Source organism: Streptomyces sp. NPDC054796 (assembly GCF_053611545.1).
In genome coordinates this window covers 29,509-45,795 of sequence record NZ_JBSHAO010000062.1, presented here as the reverse complement: position 1 = coordinate 45,795, position 16,287 = coordinate 29,509, and the positions used below count along the sequence as shown (strand labels likewise).

At 72.7% G+C, this 16,287-nt stretch carries 15 protein-coding genes; 1 reads left to right on the top strand and 14 read right to left on the bottom strand.

The features are described 5' to 3' along the window. Positions 1–130: 130 nt before the first annotated feature. The 14 genes from nusB to ACWGJ2_RS34170 all read right to left on the bottom strand — a co-directional run bounded on the left by nusB (position 131) and on the right by ACWGJ2_RS34170 (position 13,777). Positions 131–556: a transcription antitermination factor NusB gene (gene nusB / locus ACWGJ2_RS34235; RefSeq protein WP_453350233.1), complete on the bottom strand. Its 426-nt coding sequence runs from the start codon at positions 554–556 to the stop codon at positions 131–133. 2 nt (positions 557–558) lie between these two features. Beyond that, positions 559–1,125, bottom strand: coding sequence for an elongation factor P (gene efp / locus ACWGJ2_RS34230; protein WP_453350232.1), 567 nt, complete (start codon positions 1,123–1,125; stop codon positions 559–561). Between the two features lie 72 nt (positions 1,126–1,197). After that, positions 1,198–2,331: an aminopeptidase P family protein gene (locus ACWGJ2_RS34225; RefSeq protein WP_453350231.1), complete on the bottom strand. Its 1,134-nt coding sequence runs from the start codon at positions 2,329–2,331 to the stop codon at positions 1,198–1,200. 115 nt (positions 2,332–2,446) lie between these two features. Further along, a complete protein-coding gene (locus ACWGJ2_RS34220; RefSeq protein WP_453350230.1) occupies positions 2,447–2,743 on the bottom strand; it encodes a hypothetical protein in 297 nt (98 codons plus the stop codon). Beyond that, positions 2,737–3,660 (bottom strand): AAA family ATPase, encoded by a 924-nt coding sequence (locus ACWGJ2_RS34215; RefSeq protein WP_453350238.1) that lies wholly within the window; start codon positions 3,658–3,660, stop codon positions 2,737–2,739. The genes ACWGJ2_RS34220 and ACWGJ2_RS34215 overlap by 7 nt, the downstream gene beginning before the upstream one ends. 191 nt (positions 3,661–3,851) lie before the next feature. After that, positions 3,852–4,964: a 3-dehydroquinate synthase gene (gene aroB, locus ACWGJ2_RS34210; protein ID WP_453350229.1), complete on the bottom strand. Its 1,113-nt coding sequence runs from the start codon at positions 4,962–4,964 to the stop codon at positions 3,852–3,854. Next, complete coding sequence (locus ACWGJ2_RS34205) at positions 4,961–5,443, bottom strand: shikimate kinase (RefSeq protein WP_453350237.1); 483 nt, start codon at positions 5,441–5,443, stop codon at positions 4,961–4,963. Before ACWGJ2_RS34205 ends, aroB begins: the two co-directional genes overlap by 4 nt. A gap of 92 nt (positions 5,444–5,535) precedes the next feature. Continuing rightward, positions 5,536–6,726: a chorismate synthase gene (gene aroC, locus ACWGJ2_RS34200; protein ID WP_453350228.1), complete on the bottom strand. Its 1,191-nt coding sequence runs from the start codon at positions 6,724–6,726 to the stop codon at positions 5,536–5,538. A gap of 225 nt (positions 6,727–6,951) precedes the next feature. Beyond that, a complete protein-coding gene (locus tag ACWGJ2_RS34195) occupies positions 6,952–7,884 on the bottom strand; it encodes a shikimate dehydrogenase (RefSeq protein WP_453350227.1) in 933 nt (310 codons plus the stop codon). Continuing rightward, a complete protein-coding gene (gene mltG, locus ACWGJ2_RS34190; RefSeq protein WP_453350226.1) occupies positions 7,884–9,731 on the bottom strand; it encodes an endolytic transglycosylase MltG in 1,848 nt (615 codons plus the stop codon). Before mltG ends, ACWGJ2_RS34195 begins: the two co-directional genes overlap by 1 nt. 139 nt (positions 9,732–9,870) lie before the next feature. Next, positions 9,871–10,335, bottom strand: a complete 465-nt coding sequence (gene ruvX / locus ACWGJ2_RS34185) for a Holliday junction resolvase RuvX (protein ID WP_453350225.1) — start codon at positions 10,333–10,335, stop codon at positions 9,871–9,873. Then, a complete protein-coding gene (gene alaS / locus ACWGJ2_RS34180) occupies positions 10,335–13,007 on the bottom strand; it encodes an alanine--tRNA ligase (protein ID WP_453350224.1) in 2,673 nt (890 codons plus the stop codon). The genes ruvX and alaS overlap by 1 nt, the downstream gene beginning before the upstream one ends. Next, entirely contained in the window at positions 13,007–13,333 is a 327-nt protein-coding gene (locus ACWGJ2_RS34175) for a DUF6167 family protein (RefSeq protein WP_453350223.1), read from the bottom strand. The genes alaS and ACWGJ2_RS34175 overlap by 1 nt, the downstream gene beginning before the upstream one ends. A 9-nt stretch (positions 13,334–13,342) precedes the next feature. Further along, entirely contained in the window at positions 13,343–13,777 is a 435-nt protein-coding gene (locus ACWGJ2_RS34170) for a DUF948 domain-containing protein (protein ID WP_453350222.1), read from the bottom strand. Positions 13,778–13,986: 209 nt separating this feature from the next. Here ACWGJ2_RS34170 and ACWGJ2_RS34165 point away from each other — a divergent pair, with 209 nt between their 5' ends. Next, positions 13,987–16,236, top strand: coding sequence for an ATP-binding protein (locus tag ACWGJ2_RS34165; protein ID WP_453350221.1), 2,250 nt, complete (start codon positions 13,987–13,989; stop codon positions 16,234–16,236). Positions 16,237–16,287: the final 51 nt, after the last annotated feature.

The window sequence follows — 16,287 nt, the reverse complement described above, 5'->3', positions numbered from 1 at the left end:
CTGCGGCCCTCCGAGGAGGGCCGCAGCGGGCGGCGGCGTTCTGTGCATGTGTGGCCTGAGCTTCACTCAAGGCCATGACCCGCTTCCCGGCCGGAGCCGGAGCCAGGGCCGGGGCCCTCCGGCGCCAGAACTAGCGCCGGAGGGTCGGCTTCAGCTCCTTCAGACGGCCCAGCAGGCCGTTGATGAAGGTCGGGGACTCGTCCGTGGAGAACTCACGGGCGAGCTGTATGGCCTCGTCGATGACCACCGCGTCGGGCGTCTCGTCCGACCAGATCAGCTCGTACGCGCCCAGCCGCAGGATGCAGCGGTCCACGACCGGCATCCTGTCCAGGGTCCAGCCCACGGAGTAGGTGGAGATCAGCTCATCGATGCGGGGCGCGTTCTGCGCGTAGCCCTCGATCAGCTCCATCGTGTACTCGCTGACCGGCGGCTGCCGGTCGTCGGACCGCGCGAGCCGGATCCAGTCCGCGAGGACGTCCGTCACGGCACTGCCGCGCTGATCGGCCTCGAAGATGATCTGGAAGGCGCGCTTACGGGCCTTGTTACGGGCAGCCACGGTTAGCTGTTCACCCGGCCGAGGTACTCGCCGGAGCGGGTGTCGACCTTGATCTTCTCACCCGTCGTGATGAAGAGGGGCACGCCGACCTCGTAACCGGTCTCCAGGCGCGCGGGCTTGGAGCCGCCGGTGGAGCGGTCGCCCTGCACGCCGGGCTCGGTGTGCTCGATGGTCAGCTCGACGGCGGCGGGCAGCTCCACGAAGAGCGGGTTGCCCTGGTACATCGCCACCGTGGCCTCGAAGCCCTCCAGGAGGTAGTTGGCGGCGTCGCCGACGACCTCGGGAGAGACGTGGATCTGGTCGTAGGTGTCCAGGTCCATGAAGACGAAGTACTCGCCGTCCTTGTACGAGAACTGCATGCCGCGTCGGTCCACGGTGGCGGTCTCGACCTTGGTGCCCGCGTTGAACGTCTTGTCGACGATCTTGCCGGACAGGACGTTCTTCAGCTTCGTACGGACAAAGGCGGGGCCCTTGCCGGGCTTGACGTGCTGGAACTCGACTACGGACCAGAGCTGGTCGGCGTCGAGCTTGAGCACCATGCCGTTCTTGAGGTCGTTCGTGGATGCCACGGTCGCGGAATCTCCTGAGACTGCTGCTGCGGGGACCAAAGAGCCTGCGAGCCCCCGGACGCCCGCCTGGGGCTAGAGGGCGAGCAGCTCTTTGGTCGTGATGGTGAGTAGCTCGGGTCCGCCGTCCGCCGGCGGGCGGACGACGAGCGTGTCGTCGATCCGGACACCGCCCCGGCCCGGAAGGTGGACCCCCGGTTCGACGGTGACCGGCACACAAGCGTCCAGTTTACCCATGGCCGCAGGTGACAGCCGAGGGTCCTCACCGATTTCCAGTCCTACCCCGTGCCCCGTGGCCGCTCCCAGGGCGTCCGCGTACCCTCCCGCGTCCAGCACCTGACGGGCCGCGTGATCGACGTCGCGGCAGGCGGCGCCCGGTGCGAGCGCCTCCCGACCGGCCCGCTGAGCGGCGAAGACGAGGTCGTACAGCTCGATCTGCCACTCGTCGGGAGCGGTGCCGATCACGAAAGTGCGGCCGATCTGGCACCCGTATCCCTGATAGCGCGCACCGAGTCGTACGGAGAGAAAATCCCCCTCCTCCACCCGGCGGTCGGTGGGCCGGTGGCCCGGCAGGCCCGAATTGCCCCCCGCGCCCACGGAGGTGGGGAAGGCGGGCCCGTCGGCGCCGTGGTCGATGAGACGGCGCTCCAGTTCGAGTGCGAGGTGACGCTCGGTACGGCCCACGAGGATCGACTCCAGCAGCTCCCCCAGCGCCTGGTCGGTGATCTCCGCGGCGATCCGCAGCGCCGAGATCTCCGCGTCGTCCTTGATCACCCGCTGCTGCTCGACGGCGGTGCCGAGGCCCGTGAGGCGCAGCCGCGGGGCGACGGAGGTGACGGCGCGGTGCCGGGAGACGGTGAGGTGGTGCTCCTCGACGGCCAGCTCGCGCGCCCCCTGCTTGGCCGCGAGGTCGGCCGCGGCGACGGCGGTGTCGCCGTCGGGGCCCGGCAGCCGCTCGACGCGCAGCTCGTCGCCGGGGTGGGCGTGGGCCACCCCGGGCTCCAGGGTGTCGCAGGCGGCGGCGAGTAGCAGGGTGTCCTGGCCGCCCGCGCCGAGCAGCAGGCTGGCGCCGCTCGGTGCGCGGCCGGTCAGATAGCGGATGTTCGCGGGCCGGGACACCAGCACCGCGTCGGCAGGGCTGCCGTCCGCCGCGCTCGTCGCACAGCGTTCCCGCAGCCGGGAGCGGCGGACCACATGCACCTCTGACATAGGCCGAGCGTACGTAGCGCGGCGCCGGTCGGCCGGGTGGGAGGGGCCGTGCGGGCGACGGGCCCTGCCGCGCCCGGGTGACGCGCTCGGGGGCGCCCCATGTGACGCGGGCCCCTCACTCCGTACAGGGCCCGGAGTCCGCCGCGCACAGCCAGCCCGAGAAGCCCTGCTCGGGGTGTTCCAGATCGTGGTTCAGCGCGACCAGCGAGAAGACCAGGAAGACCGTCATCGCCGCGATCAGCACCCACGCGGCGGCGAGCCCGATCCGGGTACCCCGCCCTGTGCCGTGCCCGGCCTCCCCCGGCGCCGCATCATCGTCGTGGTCGGCGTCATCAGGGGCGGCGCCGTCATGAGCGCCGTCGTCGTCCCGCGAGGGCCTTCCCGCGGGTCCGTGCCGTCCCCGGCTCACCAACTGGGCGGGCTGGCCAGACTGCGCGCGACCACGTCGTCGAGCATGCGGGCCGTCGTCGCCACGTCCTGGCGTGAGTTGTCGATGATGGGCAGTCCTGAGCCGTACCAGCCCGCCATGCGGCCGTGGATACGGGCGACCTCCTCGTCCGTGAGGCGGCGGTTGCCCGAACGGGCCGCGTTGCGCTCCAGGACTATCTCCAGCCCCGGCAGCAGGACCACCGGGATCAGCCCTGGCCCGACGTGCCGCTTCCAGCCGCCGAGGCCCACGACGGGGCGGTCGGGGAAGACGGCGTCGTCCAGGATGCAGGAGATGCCGTTGGCCAGGAAGTTGCGCGCGGCGAAGCCGCAGGTGCGCCGTGCCAGGCGGTACTGGGCCTCGGAATAGTCGTTCCAGCCCGTCTGGGGGTCGGCGAAGCCCGAGCGCACCCACTCACGCACGTCGTCCAGGCTGATGTGCGAGGTGGGCACGGCCCGGCGCTCGGCCCAGTGGCGGGCCACCGTCGTCTTGCCCGCGCCCGCCGGGCCGATGAGGAGGACGGCCACGGCGGCGCGGGTCGCGTCGAGCTGTGCGGGATCGCTGTCCGGGGCCGGTATCTCCACCGGGGCGCCGCGCGGGAGCTGGATGTGCCCGGTGGTCTCGGTGGGCTGGGGCGCCTGGGGCGGTGGCCCCGCGTGCGGCTGCTGCTGGACCGGCGCCGCCGACGGCACCGGCGCCGGGGGCCTGGGCGGGTGCCCCGGAGGAGGCCCGGCGGGCGGTCCGGGAGGAGGCCCGGCAGGCGGTCCGGCAGGCGGTCCGGCAGGCGGTCCGGGGTGCGGCTGGTGCACGGGCCCGTTCCAGCTGCCCTGTGCGGGGTGTCCCGTGTGCGGAGGGAACCCGTGCGGGTAACCCCGGAAGGAGTCCGCCCCGTACTGCTGCATCCGGTCCCCAACTCCGTCTCGTTGTGCTGGCACCGCCCCCGCGGCGCCATGGTGGTCCGACATTAACGGACGGTACCTTCCCCCGCCGCCGCAGTATGAACGCCCGGGCCACGCGCCGAGTGCCCGCGCCAAGCACCCGCATCCGCACCCGCATCCGCATCCGCGCGGCACAGGAGCCGGAGCAGGAACCGTCAGGCGGCGATCTCCGCGTGGGCCGCGAGCAGCATCGCCGGATCGGGGCCCTCCAGCACTGCTGGCCTGGCCAGCCCGTCGAGCACGATGAAGCGCAGCAGGTCGCCCCGGGACTTCTTGTCGACCTTCATGGTCTCCAGCAGCTTGGGCCACTGGTCGCCCCGGTAGGTGACGGGCAGGCCCACCGACTCCAGGACGGTGCGGTGCCGGTCGGCCGTCGCGTCGTCCAGGCGGCCCGCGATGCGGCCGAGTTCGGCCGCGAAGACCATGCCGACGGACACCGCCGCGCCGTGCCGCCAGTTGTAGCGCTCGTTCTTCTCGATGGCGTGCGCCAGCGTGTGCCCGTAGTTGAGGATCTCGCGCAGGCCCGACTCCTTCAGGTCCGAGGAGACGACCTCCGCCTTGACCCGGATCGAGCGCTCGATCAGCTCCGCCGTGTGCGGCCCGTGCGGCGTACGCGCGCCCTCCGGATCGGCCTCGACGAGGGCGAGGATCGAGGGATCGGCGATGAAGCCCGCCTTGATGACCTCGGCGAGCCCGCCGACGTAGTCGTGCGTGCCCATGCTCTCCAGGGCGCTGAGGTCGCACAGCACGCCGGACGGCGGGTGGAACGCGCCCACCAGGTTCTTGCCCTCGGCCGTGTTGATGCCGGTCTTGCCGCCCACGGCCGCGTCCACCATGGCCAGCACCGTGGTCGGCACGGCCACCCACCGCACCCCGCGCAGCCAGGTGGCGGCGACGAAGCCCGCGACGTCCGTGGTGGCCCCGCCCCCGACGCCGACGATGACGTCCGTACGGGTGAAGCCGGTCTGGCCGAGCGCCTTCCAGCAGTACGCGGCGACCTCGGCGGTCTTGGCCTCCTCCGCGTTGGGGAGCTGGATCGCGATGGCCTCGTAGCCCTGGGCCGCCAGGTCCTCGCGGAGCACCTCGCCGGTCTCGGCCAGCGCCTCGGGGTGGAGGACGGCCACGCGCTTGGCGCCGCCGATCAGTGAGGGCAGTTCGCCGAGGAGCTTGTGGCCCACGAGGACGTCGTAGGGCTCGGTGCCGGCGGTGCCCGCGACGGTGATGCGGGTGGGCGCTGCGGAAGCTGCGGAAGGGGTCTCGGTGGTCATGACTGCTTCAGCTCCAGGACTTCGAGGATCTCGTCGACGACCTCGTCGGGCGTGCGGTGCTCGGTGCTGACGACGGCGCGCGCGACTCCCGCGTACAGAGGGCGGCGCTCGTCCATGAGCTTGCGCCACTGCTGCCGGGGGTTGACGGCGAGCAGGGGGCGCGGGGCGTCGAGGCCGACCCGCTTGACGGCCTCCGTCAGCCCCATCTCCAGGAAGACGACGGGCAGGCCGCCCAGCAGTTCCCTGGTCTCCTCGGCGAGGATCGCGCCGCCGCCGAGCGCCAGCACACCGGGGTGCTCGGCCAGCGCACGGCGCACGGCCGCGCGCTCCAGGGCGCGGAAGTGGGGTTCGCCCTCGTCGATGAAGATCTCCGAGATGGGCTTGCCCGACGTGTCGACGATGTCCTTGTCGGTGTCCCGGAAGGCGGCACCGAGGCGTGCGGCCAGCAGCTCGCCGACCGTCGACTTGCCCACCCCCATGGGCCCGACCAGGATCACCGCGGGGCCGGAGCCGCTCCCGTCGTCCGCGGTGCCGCTCCTGTCTCCCGCAGCGCCGCTGCCTTCGCCCGCGGTCACCGGATGGCCAGGTTGTCGAGGAAGCCCGTCACATTGCGGCGGGTCTCGGCGACGCTGTCACCGCCGAACTTCTCCGCGACGGAGTCGGCCAGCACCAGGGCCACCATCGCCTCGGCGACGATTCCAGCGGCCGGCACGGCGCACACGTCGGAGCGCTGGTGGTGCGCCTTCGTCGCCTCGCCGGTGCTGACGTCGACGGTGGCCAGGGCGCGCGGCACCGTCGCGATCGGCTTCATCGCGGCCCGTACGCGCAGCAGCTCACCCGTGGACAGGCCGCCCTCGGTGCCGCCGGAGCGCCCGGAGGCGCGGCGGACGCCCTCGCCCTCGGCACCGGGCAGGATCTCGTCGTGCGCCTGCGAGCCCGGCACCCGTGCCAGGTCGAAGCCGTCGCCCAGCTCGACGCCCTTGATGGCCTGGATGCCCATGAGCGCGGCGGCCAGCCGTGCGTCGAGGCGGCGGTCCCAGTGGACGTGCGAGCCGAGGCCGACCGGCACCCCGTGCGCCACGACCTCGACGACGCCGCCGAGGGTGTCGCCGTCCTTGTGCGCCTGGTCGATCTCGGCGACCATCGCCTCGCTCGCGTCCGCGTCCAGGCAGCGCACGGGGTCGGCGTCGAGCCGCTCCACGTCATCCGGCGCGGGGACGCTGCCGTGCGGGGCCTTGGCGGCGCCCAGCTCGACCACGTGCGAGACGATCTCGATCCCGGCCGTCTCCTTGAGGTACGAGCGGGCCACCGTGCCCAGCGCCACGCGCGCCGCGGTCTCCCGGGCCGACGCGCGCTCCAGGATGGGGCGGGCCTCGTCGAAGCCGTACTTCTGCATGCCCGCCAGATCGGCATGGCCCGGCCGGGGCCGGGTGAGGGGCGCGTTGCGCGCCAGTTCGGAGAGCACGGAGGGGTCCACCGGGTCGGCGGCCATGACCTGTTCCCACTTGGGCCACTCGGTGTTGCCGACCATGATCGCGACGGGCGAGCCGAGGGTGAGGCCGTGCCGTACGCCACCGATGAAGGTGACCTCGTCACGCTCGAACTTCATGCGCGCGCCGCGCCCGTAGCCGAGCCGCCGCCGCGCCAACGCGTCCGCCACCATGTCGGTGGTGATCGGCACACCGGAGGGCAGCCCCTCCAGCGTCGCCACCAGTGCGGGGCCGTGCGACTCCCCCGCGGTCAGCCAGCGCAACCTGCTCAACGGTGCTCCTCGATCATGCGCGTCAGCGCTCAATGTGCGTGTCCCGTGGACCCCGATCCTCCCATGTGAGGACGGTGCGGGGGACGGCGGTCCACTGTGCGGAACGGGTGCCGGGGGCGGGTTCCCGCGTGCGTTGTGCGCGGATGTGCGCGGACGCGTGAACTGTTGCTCCCCGAGCACGCGTTGCCCGCGCCCGGACGACCGTCCCGGCTGCCCCCGGGCGCGTCAGCCCGTGCGTGCCCGCAGCGCCGCCTCGCCCGCGGCGCGCATCGCGGCGAGCGGCGCCGGGGCGTGCCCCGTCATCTGCTCGACCTGGAGCACGGCCTGGTGGACGAGAAGGTCCAGGCCGCCCACGACGGTGCCGCCGCTGGCGGCCCAGGCGGCGGCGAGGGCGGTCGGCCAGGGCTCGTAGAGGACGTCGAAGAGCGTGCCTGGCCGCTCGGGCACGGCAGCGGCGAGGGCGTCCGTGGTCCCGGCCGGGGTCGTCGCGACGACGAGGGGCGCGGTCAGCGCCTCCGCCGCTTCGGCCCAGTCGGCGAGGCGGACGGGCACGCCGAGCCGCTCGCCCCAGCCCCGCATCTCCCGCGCCCGCGCCTCGCTGCGGACGTACGCGGTGACCTCGCCGTCGCACACCAGCTTCAGCGCGGCCAGCGCGGACGAGGCGGTGGCACCGGCCCCGAGGACGGCGGCGCGCTCGACATTCTCGACGCCGCGCTCGCGCAGCGCGGCGACCATGCCCGGGATGTCGGTGTTGTCGCCGACGCGGCGCCCGTCCTCGGTGAAGACCACCGTGTTGACGGCCTCGACGGAGGCGGCGCCCGCGGTGATCTCGTCCAGGAGCGGGATGACGGCACGTTTCAGCGGCATGGTGAGCGAGAGGCCCGCCCACTCAGGGCCACCGCCGTTCTCCGGGCCGCCGTCGTGCGCGGCCAGGCCGTCGAGGAAGCGCGCGATGCCCTCCTCGTCCACCTCGTGCCGGTCGTACGTCCACCCGGTCAGGCCCAGCTCCGCGTAGGCCGCGCGGTGCAGCTCGGGCGAGAGCGAGTGGGCGATGGGCGAGCCGAGGACCGCCGCGCGCCTGGCTCCTGTCGTGCTCCGGGCGGTCCGGGTGCTCCGGGTGTCCCGTGCCCCGGACGCGTCGGTGGAGGGCTGGGACATCAGCCGCCGTTCTCCCTCTTCTTGCGCTGTTCGATGTTGAAGTCCCGCACGTTCTTGTCGTGCTCGGCCGAGTTGTCGGTGAAGCGGGTGTCGCCCGGTTTGACCGTCACGAAGTAGAGCCAGTCGCCCTTGGTGGGCTTGAGCGCCGCCTCTATCGCCTGGTGCCCGGGGTTGTCGATGGGCCCCGGCGGCAGGCCCTTGTGCATGTACGTGTTGTAGGGCGAGTCGAATTTGGTGTCCTGGACGGAGACGTCCAGGGTCGAGCGGCCCTTCGCGTAGTTGATCGTCGAGTCGAAGCCGAGCGCCATGTTCTCGTCGAGCCGGTTGTAGATGACCCGCGAGACCTTGCCGAACTCGTGGTCCTCCTGCGCCTCGGCCTGGACGAGGGAGGCGACGGTGATGATCTCCTCCGGCGTCTGCCCCGACTTCTTCGCCGCGTCCTCCAGGCCGACCTTCGTGTACTCGGCCTTGGCCCGCTTCACCATCTGCCGCAGCACGTCCTCGGGAGCGGTCTTCTTGCCGACGCTGTACTTGGAGGGGAAGAGGAAGCCCTCCGGCTGGCCCTTCGCCCACTTGGGCAGCCCGAGGTCGGCCGTCTCTGCGGCCTTCGCCGTGGTGCCGTCCTTCAGGTCGAGCTTGGCGTCCACGAGCGAGTAGATCTTCGTCGCGCGCAGGCCCTCGGAGACGATGAGGCCGTTCTGGCTGGCGGGGTCGAGCATCATGTCGATGGCGCTGGCGGCGGCCATCCGCTTGCGCAGCGTGTAGGAGCCCGGCTGGATGCTCTGGGCCTTGCTGTTCTCGCTCGCGGCCTCGACGAAGGCCCCGCTGCTCTTGATGACGCCCGCGCTGTGGAGCGCGGTGCCCATGTCGGTGAGCGAGGCGCCGTCGGGGATGTCGACCTGGATCTCGCCGCCGCCCCTGCCCTCGTAGTCGGGGGAAGGGGCGAAGTGCGTCTGGTAGAAGTCCCAGCCGAACCAGCCGACCGCGCCCACGCCGCCGACCAGCACCACCGAGACGACCAGGCACGCACAACCGCTTCTGCGCTTGGTCTCCCCCCGGCGCTTGCTGCCCCGGCCGTTCCGGCCGTCCTTGCGCCCCTCGCGTCCCGGACGGCCGCCGTCCGAGTCGTCCCAGTCGGCGCCCTCCACGTCCTCCGCGTCCTCGCGGTCGGTGAAGAAGGCGTGTTCGCCCTGGTCGGGCCCCGGGTCCCAGCCGGTCTCCGGGTCGGCGCCCGGGGGCTGCTCCGGGTGCGGCCGCTGGTGCGGGGGCTGATGGGGCGCCTGGTGAGGGGCCTGGTGAGGAGGCTCCTGGTACTGCTGCGGGTAGCCGGGGTCCTGCGGGTACGGGGACTCCTGCTGGTACGGGTCCTGCGCGTACTGCTGCCCGTAGTGCGGGTCCTGCTGGGCGTACCGGGGGTCCTGCTGGTACGGATCCTGCGGGTACTGCTGGGCCTGCTGCGGGTGCTGCGGCTGCGGAGGGGGGTAGCCGCCCTCAGCACCGTAGTGAACCGGCTGCCCGTCCGGGCCGTAGTGCCCTACGGGCGGTATGCCGTACGGGTCGGTGGCACCCGCTCCGTACGCGGGGTCATAGACGACTCCTCCGCCCTGCGTACCCCCGCCCTGCGTCCCGTCCCAGTTGCCGTCGCCGTACCCCGCGTGCTGAGGCTGGGCGGCCTGCTGCGGATAGTAGGTCTGCTGCTGCGGGGCCTGCTGCTGTCCGTCGTACTGCTCCCAGCCGTCCTGATAGGTGCCGGAAGCGGACTGGCCACCGCTCCACCCCTGGTCCCCATAGAGAGGATCCTCGGGGTGCCACGGTTGGGGACCCTGTCCCCGGCCATACTCAGTCATCGATCCCCTAGAGCCGCGAGGCGGCAGCCATGGTGCGCGCCGGCGGCGCCGACGTCCGGGTGACACTCGTGTCTACGGGCGTGTCTACAAGCCCTCTTCGGACGGCTGCCGTGTCGCGCGGAACGTTACCGCACCGCGATCAGACAACCACTTCGACGCACTGCCCCGGTGGTCTGCCGGACACCCGTTCGGTCTCCAGCGCGCTCTGGAGAATCACCACCGCAGCCGCCTGATCGATGCGGGACCGCCCCTTCTTCGAGCTGACTCCGGAGGCCCGCATGCCCTGCGCCGCCGTGACCGTACTCATACGCTCGTCGACCAGCCGCACCGGCACGGGTGTGATGTTCGTCGCCAGCTCCTGCGCGAAGGCGCGGACCTTGGCCGCCGCCGGGCCCTCGCCCCCGTTGAGGGAGCGAGGGAGCCCGACGACGACCTCGACCGGCTCGTACTCCGCGACCAGCGCCGACAGCCGCCGCTGGGCCGCCGGGAGATCGCGCCCCGGCACCGTCTCGACGGGGGTCGCCAGCAGCCCGTCGGGATCGCTGCTCGCGACCCCGATGCGGGCGTCACCGACGTCGACCGCCAGGCGCCTGCCGCGTCGCATCAGGCAGTGCCGCTCTCGGCCACCAGCCGCTCGACCGCCTCGACGGCCTCGGGCACGGCGGCGGCGTTCTGCCCGCCGCCCTGGGCCACGTCCGGCTTGCCGCCGCCGCCTCCGCCGAGCGCCTTGGCTGCGGCCCTGACCAGGTCACCGGCCTTGAGCCCGCGCTCGCGCGCGCCCTCGTTCGTGGCGATGACCGTCACCGGGCGGCCGTTGGCGACCGCGAACAGGGCGATCACAGCGGGGCGGCCCCCCGTGATGCGCTGGCGGACGTCGAGGACGAGGGTGCGCAGGTCGTCGGCCGTGGTGCCGTCGGGCACCTGCGCCGTGACCAGCGCTACGCCCCGCACGTCCTTGGCACCCTCGGCGAGCCCTGCGGCGGCCTGGAGGACCTTCTCGGCGCGGAAGCGCTCGATCTCCTTCTCCGCGTCCCGCAGCTTGGTGATCATCCCGGAGACGCGCTCCGGCAGCTCCTCGGGGCGCCCCTTGACCAGCTCGGTGAGCTGCGAGACGACGGTGTGCTCGCGGGCCAGGAACTTGTACGCGTCGACGCCGACCAGGGCCTCCACGCGGCGCACCCCGGAACCGATCGAGGACTCGCCCAGCAGCTTGACCAGGCCGAGCTGCGCGGTGTTGTGGACGTGCGTGCCGCCGCACAGCTCCTTGGAGAAGTCGCCGATGGTGACCACGCGGACCCGCTCGCCGTACTTCTCGCCGAACTCGGCCAGCGCGCCCTGCTTCTTGGCCTCGTCGATGCCCATGTACTCGGCCTGGACGTCCAGTTCGCGGGCCAGCACCTCGTTGATCCGCTGCTCGACGTCCGTCAGGACCGTGCCGGGCACGGCGGCCGGGGAGCCGAAGTCGAAGCGGAAGCGGCCCGGCGAGTTCTCCGAGCCCGCCTGCGCTGCCGTCGGGCCCAGCGCGTCGCGCAGCGCCTGGTGGGTGAGGTGGGTGGCGCTGTGGGCGCGGGCGATGGAGCGGCGCCTGTCGCCGTCGATCTGGGCGTAGGCGGAGGCGCCCACGGTCACCTCGCCGACCTGCACCGCACCCTTGTGCACGGTGACGCCGGGGACGGGCTGCTGCACGTCGCGGACCTCGATCACGGCGCCGTTGCCGAGCTTGATGCGGCCCGTGTCGGCGAGCTGGCCGCCGCCCTCGGCGTAGAAGGGGGTGCGGTCGAGGACGACCTCGACGTCATCACCCTCGCGCGCGGCGGGCGAGGGCGCTCCGTCGACGAGCAGGCCGACGATGTCGGCCTCGCCCTCGGTCCGGGTGTAGCCGGTGAAGTCGGTGACGCCGCTGCTGTCCGCGATGGCGCGGTAGGCGGAGAGGTCGACGTGGCCCTGCTTCTTCGCCTTGGCGTCGGCCTTGGCGCGCTCCCGCTGCTCCTTCATCAGGCGCCGGAAGCCCGCCTCGTCCACGGACAGCCCCTGTTCGGCGGCCATCTCCAGGGTGAGGTCGATGGGGAAGCCCCAGGTGTCGTGGAGCAGGAACGCCTTGTCGCCCGGGAGGACGCCGCTGCCGCCCGCCTTGGTCTCGGACACGGCGGTGTCGAGGATGTTGGTGCCCGCCTTGAGGGTCTTGAGGAAGGCGGCCTCCTCGGCCAGCGCGACCGTCTCGACGCGCTTGCGGTCCTCGACCAGCTCGGGGTACTGCGGGCCCATGGCCTTGATGACGGTGTCCGTCAGCTCGGCGACGGTGGGGCCGCTCGCGCCGAGGATGCGCATGTTGCGGATGGCGCGGCGCATGATGCGGCGCAGGACGTAGCCGCGGCCCTCGTTGCCGGGGGTGACGCCGTCGCCGATGAGCATGATGGCGGTGCGGATGTGGTCGGCGACCACGCGCAGGGAGACGTCGGACTCCTCGGCGTCGCCGTAGCGCACGCCGGTCAGCTCGCCCGCCCTGTCGATGATCATGCGCGAGGTGTCGATCTCGTACATGTTGCGCACGCCCTGGAGGATCATCGCCAGGCGTTCGAGACCGAGGCCCGTGTCGATGTTCTGGCTGGGCAGGTCACCGAGGATCGGGTAGTTCTTGCCCTCGCCGGGACCGCGCTCGTACTGCATGAAGACCAGGTTCCAGATCTCCACGTAGCGCTCGTCGTTGACGGCGGGGCCGCCCTCCTCGCCGAACTCGGGGCCCCGGTCGTAGTTGATCTCGGAGCAGGGACCGCAGGGGCCCGGCACGCCCATGTCCCAGTAGTTCTCCTCCTTGCCGAGGCGCTGGATGCGCTCAGCCGGGACGCCGACGACATCGCGCCAGATGCGCTCGGCCTCGTCGTCCTCCTCGTAGACCGTGATCCACAGGCGCGAGGGGTCCAGGCCGTAGCCGCCCTCGTCCTGGGAGAGGGTGAGCAGCTCCCAGGCGAACTTGGCGGCGCCCTCCTTGAAGTAGTCACCGAAGGAGAAGTTGCCGCACATCTGGAAGAAGGTGCCGTGGCGGGTGGTCTTGCCGACCTCTTCGATGTCCGGCGTGCGCACGCACTTCTGCACGCTCGTCGCGCGCTTGAAGGGCGGCTTGACCTCGCCGAGGAAGTAGGGCTTGAAGGGGACCATGCCCGCGGGGACCAGCAGCAGCGTCGGGTCGTCCGCGATCAGCGACGCCGACGGCACGACGGTGTGCCCCCGCTCCTCGAAGAAGCGCAGCCAGCGGCGGCGGATTTCAGCCGACTCCATCAGTGGTCCTCATTCCGGTCGTACGGGTGTGTCGTCCCCAGCTCGGCCCTCCGGCTCCGGGCGGGGAGCGGGCGGGTCGCCCGCACAGGCTCCTCGACGGGCGTCTCCAGGCCCAGTGCCTCGTTCAACTCGGTCTCGCGCTGTGCCATTCCGGCGCGGACGTCGAGTGCGAACTCCTTGAGCCTGTGGCCGCCTTCGACAGCCTTGTCCGCGGCGCGGACGGCCAGCGCGTCAGGGGCGAGGGAGCGGATCTTGCGCTGAACCTTGGTGGTGGCCCAGACCCCGGCTGCTGCGCCGGTGGTGAACCAGAAGGCACGGCGGAACATATGCGTGGATCAGCCCTTTCCGCGCTTGCGTCCGGCGGTACGGCGGGGGGTCGGCAGCGTGCGGCTCACGACCACCCTGCGGGGCGGCGCCTGCTCGCTCTTCTTGCGTCCCAGCGCGCGCCGCACTCCGTAGCCGAAGGCGGCGACCTTGACGAGCGGGCCGCCGAAGGTGGTGGAGACGGTGGAGGAGAGCGCGGAGGCGTTGGAGGTGACCTCCTGGACGTCCGTCGCGATGGCGTCCACGCGGTCGAGCTGGCTCTGCGCGCTGCGCACGGTGGCCGACGCCTCTCCCAGGAGGGGGACCGCCTGCTCCGTCACGCCCGTCACCAGCTTGGTCGCCGCCTTGAGCGTCTGCGCGAGCCTCACCAGCACTACGGCGAGGAACGACACCAGAATCGCCCAGAAGACAGCCACCAGGAGACCGGCCACTTCTCCACCGGACACGCTGCACCGCTTCCCTCGGGTCGTCTTGGGGTCGGCCGCCGCCTGCCAGATGCGGCCTGCACTCCCTGTACGGGCGGCGGCAGGTACCGACCTTATCGCGCCCGCGCCCCGCGTCCGTACCGCATTACTGGCGGGGCGGAAAGGGCGCGTGCGTACGTCATCCCGGGCGATTGTACGGTGCGCACACCGCCCAGTACGCTCCGTGTTCCATGCGACCCTTCCAGCGCCCAGAGGCGACGCCTCAGGAGAGCACCGGGCGCCCGCGCACACCGGGCAATCTCCCCGCCGCGCTCAGCGGCTTCGTGGGCCGCGCGGGCGAAGTGGCCGGGGTGTGCGAGCGGTTCGCCGAGGCCAGGCTGGTGACCGTGACGGGCGTCGGCGGAGTCGGCAAGTCGCGGCTGGCGCAGCGCTCGGCTCAGCGGTTGCAGGATCGCTTCTGCGACGGGGTCTGGTTCGTCGAACTGCCGGGCCTGCGGGACGGCGGGCTGCTGGACCACACCGTGGCCGAGGCCCTGGACCTGTCCGACAACTCGGGCCGCCCGCCCCGCTCCGCGCTCGCGCGCCATCTGGCGCGGCGCGAGGCGCTGCTGATCCTGGACGGCTGCGAGCACCTCGTCGAGGAGTGCGCGGCGCTGACCGCCGAGCTGCTGCGCCGGTCCCCCGGGCTGCGCGTGCTGGCGACCAGCCGCCGCCCCCTGGACGTCGCGGGCGAGCATCTGTTCACGCTGGCGCCGATGCCCGAGGACGAGGCCGTCGCGCTCTTCCACGCGCGCGCCGAGGCCGTGCTGCCCGGCTTCGCCGAGCAAGGGGCGCACGGGGCGTCCGGGGCGCACCGGTCCCCTGTGGCCGAGCTGTGCCGCCGCCTCGACGGGATTCCGCTGGCACTGGAGCTGGCAGCGGGGCGGCTGCGGGCACTGTCCGTCGAGCAGATCGCGCAGCGCCTCGACGACCGCTTCCGGCTGCTGACCAACAGCAGCCGCACCGCGCTCCCCCGCCACCGGACCCTGCGCACGGCGATCGGCTGGAGCCACGAGCTGTGCACGCCGGAGGAGCGCCTGCTGTGGGCGCGGCTCTCGGTCTTCGCGGGCGCCTTCGACCTGGAGGCGGCCGAGTACCTGTGCTCCGGCGGCGGCCTGCACGCCGACCAGGTGCTGCCGGTGCTGGAGGAGCTGGTCGCGCAGTCCGTCGTCGTCAGGGACGGGCGCGAGGACGCGACGGGCCAGGCCCGCTACCGGCTGCTGGACACGGTGCGCGAGTACGGCGCGTGGTGGCTGGAGGAGCTGGGCGAGACGGAGCGGCTGCGCCGCCGCCACCGCGACTGGTACCTGGGCCTGGCGACGTGGTGCGAGCTGGACTGGTTCAGCCCGCGCCAGGCCGAGCTGGCGGCGCGCGTGGAGCGGGAGCTGCCCAATCTGCGGCTGGCGCTGGAGTGCAGCCTGGAGTCGCCCGAGGACGCGCACACGGGCCAGTACCTGGCCGGGACGCTGTGGTTCTACTGGATCGGCTGCGGACGCCTCGCCGAGGGGCAGTTGTGGCTGGACCGCGCGCTGAGCCTGGAGGGCGAGCAGCCGGAGGCGCGCGCGAAGGCGCTGTGGGTCTCGGGGCTCGCCTCGGTCGTACGGGGTGACGCGGTCGGCGCGCTCGGGGTGCTGCACGAGTGCCTGGAGCTGGCAGAAGACGGCCAGGACGCGACAGCCACCGCCTACGCGACCCAGATGCTGGGCTGCCTGGCCGTCGTCGGCGACGACCTGGCCCGCGCGAAGACGCTGCTGGCCGACGCGCTGGAACGCTTCCGCGAGCTGGGCGAGCTGAACACGCTGGTGATCCTCGCGCAGATCGAGCTGGCGATGGCCCACGCCTTCGACGGCGAACTGGAGGCCGCGCTCTCCCTCGGCGAGGAGGCCCGCGAGATCTCGGCGGAGAGCGGGGAGCGCTGGGCGCTGTCGTACGCGCTGTACGTGCTGGCCTACGCGCACATGGTGCGCGGCGACGACGAGCTGGCGCGGGCGCTCAGCGTGGAGTGCCTGACGATCAAGCGCGAGTTCCACGACGTGCTGGGCATGACGATGGCGCTGGAGCATCTGGCCCCGCTGCTCGCGGAGTCCGAGCCCGAGCGCGCGGCCGAGGTCGTCGGCGCCACGGTCGCGGGCTGGCGGCTGCTGGGCGCCCGGCACTTCGGTTCGCACTATTTCTCGCAGCCGGGCACAGGGTGCCGGGCGCGGCTGCTGGCCGAGCTGGGCGAGGAGCGGTTCGAGCGCGCGTACCGGCGAGGGCACGAGATGGGCCTCGTCGCGCTCGTCACCCGCGAGGTGACGGAGCGGGCCCCCGGCCCGGCCGTGGCACGCGCTGAGCAGGACGCGGGGCGCGCCACGCGGCGCCCGCGTGGCGAGCCGGGACAGCGGGCACGGCAGCACGCGGTGCCGCCTGCGGGGAGCGCGGACGGCGAACGCGGGGTGTGAGCGCGGGCCGCGCGTGGCCGGCGTGGGTGCCGCGCACGTCGCCGTACGGGT

Excerpts from the sequence above, each read along its gene's own strand:
- ACWGJ2_RS34175 (WP_453350223.1), bottom strand. The coding sequence starts at position 13,333 with ATGTTCCGCCGTGCCTTCTGGTTCACCACCGGCGCAGCAGCCGGGGTC.
- ACWGJ2_RS34215 (WP_453350238.1), bottom strand. The coding sequence starts at position 3,660 with ATGCAGCAGTACGGGGCGGACTCCTTCCGGGGTTACCCGCACGGGTTC.
- ACWGJ2_RS34205 (WP_453350237.1), bottom strand. The coding sequence starts at position 5,443 with ATGGGGGTGGGCAAGTCGACGGTCGGCGAGCTGCTGGCCGCACGCCTC.
- mltG (WP_453350226.1), bottom strand. The coding sequence starts at position 9,731 with ATGACTGAGTATGGCCGGGGACAGGGTCCCCAACCGTGGCACCCCGAG.
- ACWGJ2_RS34225 (WP_453350231.1), bottom strand. The coding sequence starts at position 2,331 with ATGTCAGAGGTGCATGTGGTCCGCCGCTCCCGGCTGCGGGAACGCTGT.
- aroB (WP_453350229.1), bottom strand. The coding sequence starts at position 4,964 with ATGACCACCGAGACCCCTTCCGCAGCTTCCGCAGCGCCCACCCGCATC.
- alaS (WP_453350224.1), bottom strand. The coding sequence starts at position 13,007 with ATGGAGTCGGCTGAAATCCGCCGCCGCTGGCTGCGCTTCTTCGAGGAG.
- ACWGJ2_RS34195 (WP_453350227.1), bottom strand. The coding sequence starts at position 7,884 with ATGTCCCAGCCCTCCACCGACGCGTCCGGGGCACGGGACACCCGGAGC.
- ruvX (WP_453350225.1), bottom strand. The coding sequence starts at position 10,335 with ATGCGACGCGGCAGGCGCCTGGCGGTCGACGTCGGTGACGCCCGCATC.
- ACWGJ2_RS34165 (WP_453350221.1), top strand. The coding sequence starts at position 13,987 with ATGCGACCCTTCCAGCGCCCAGAGGCGACGCCTCAGGAGAGCACCGGG.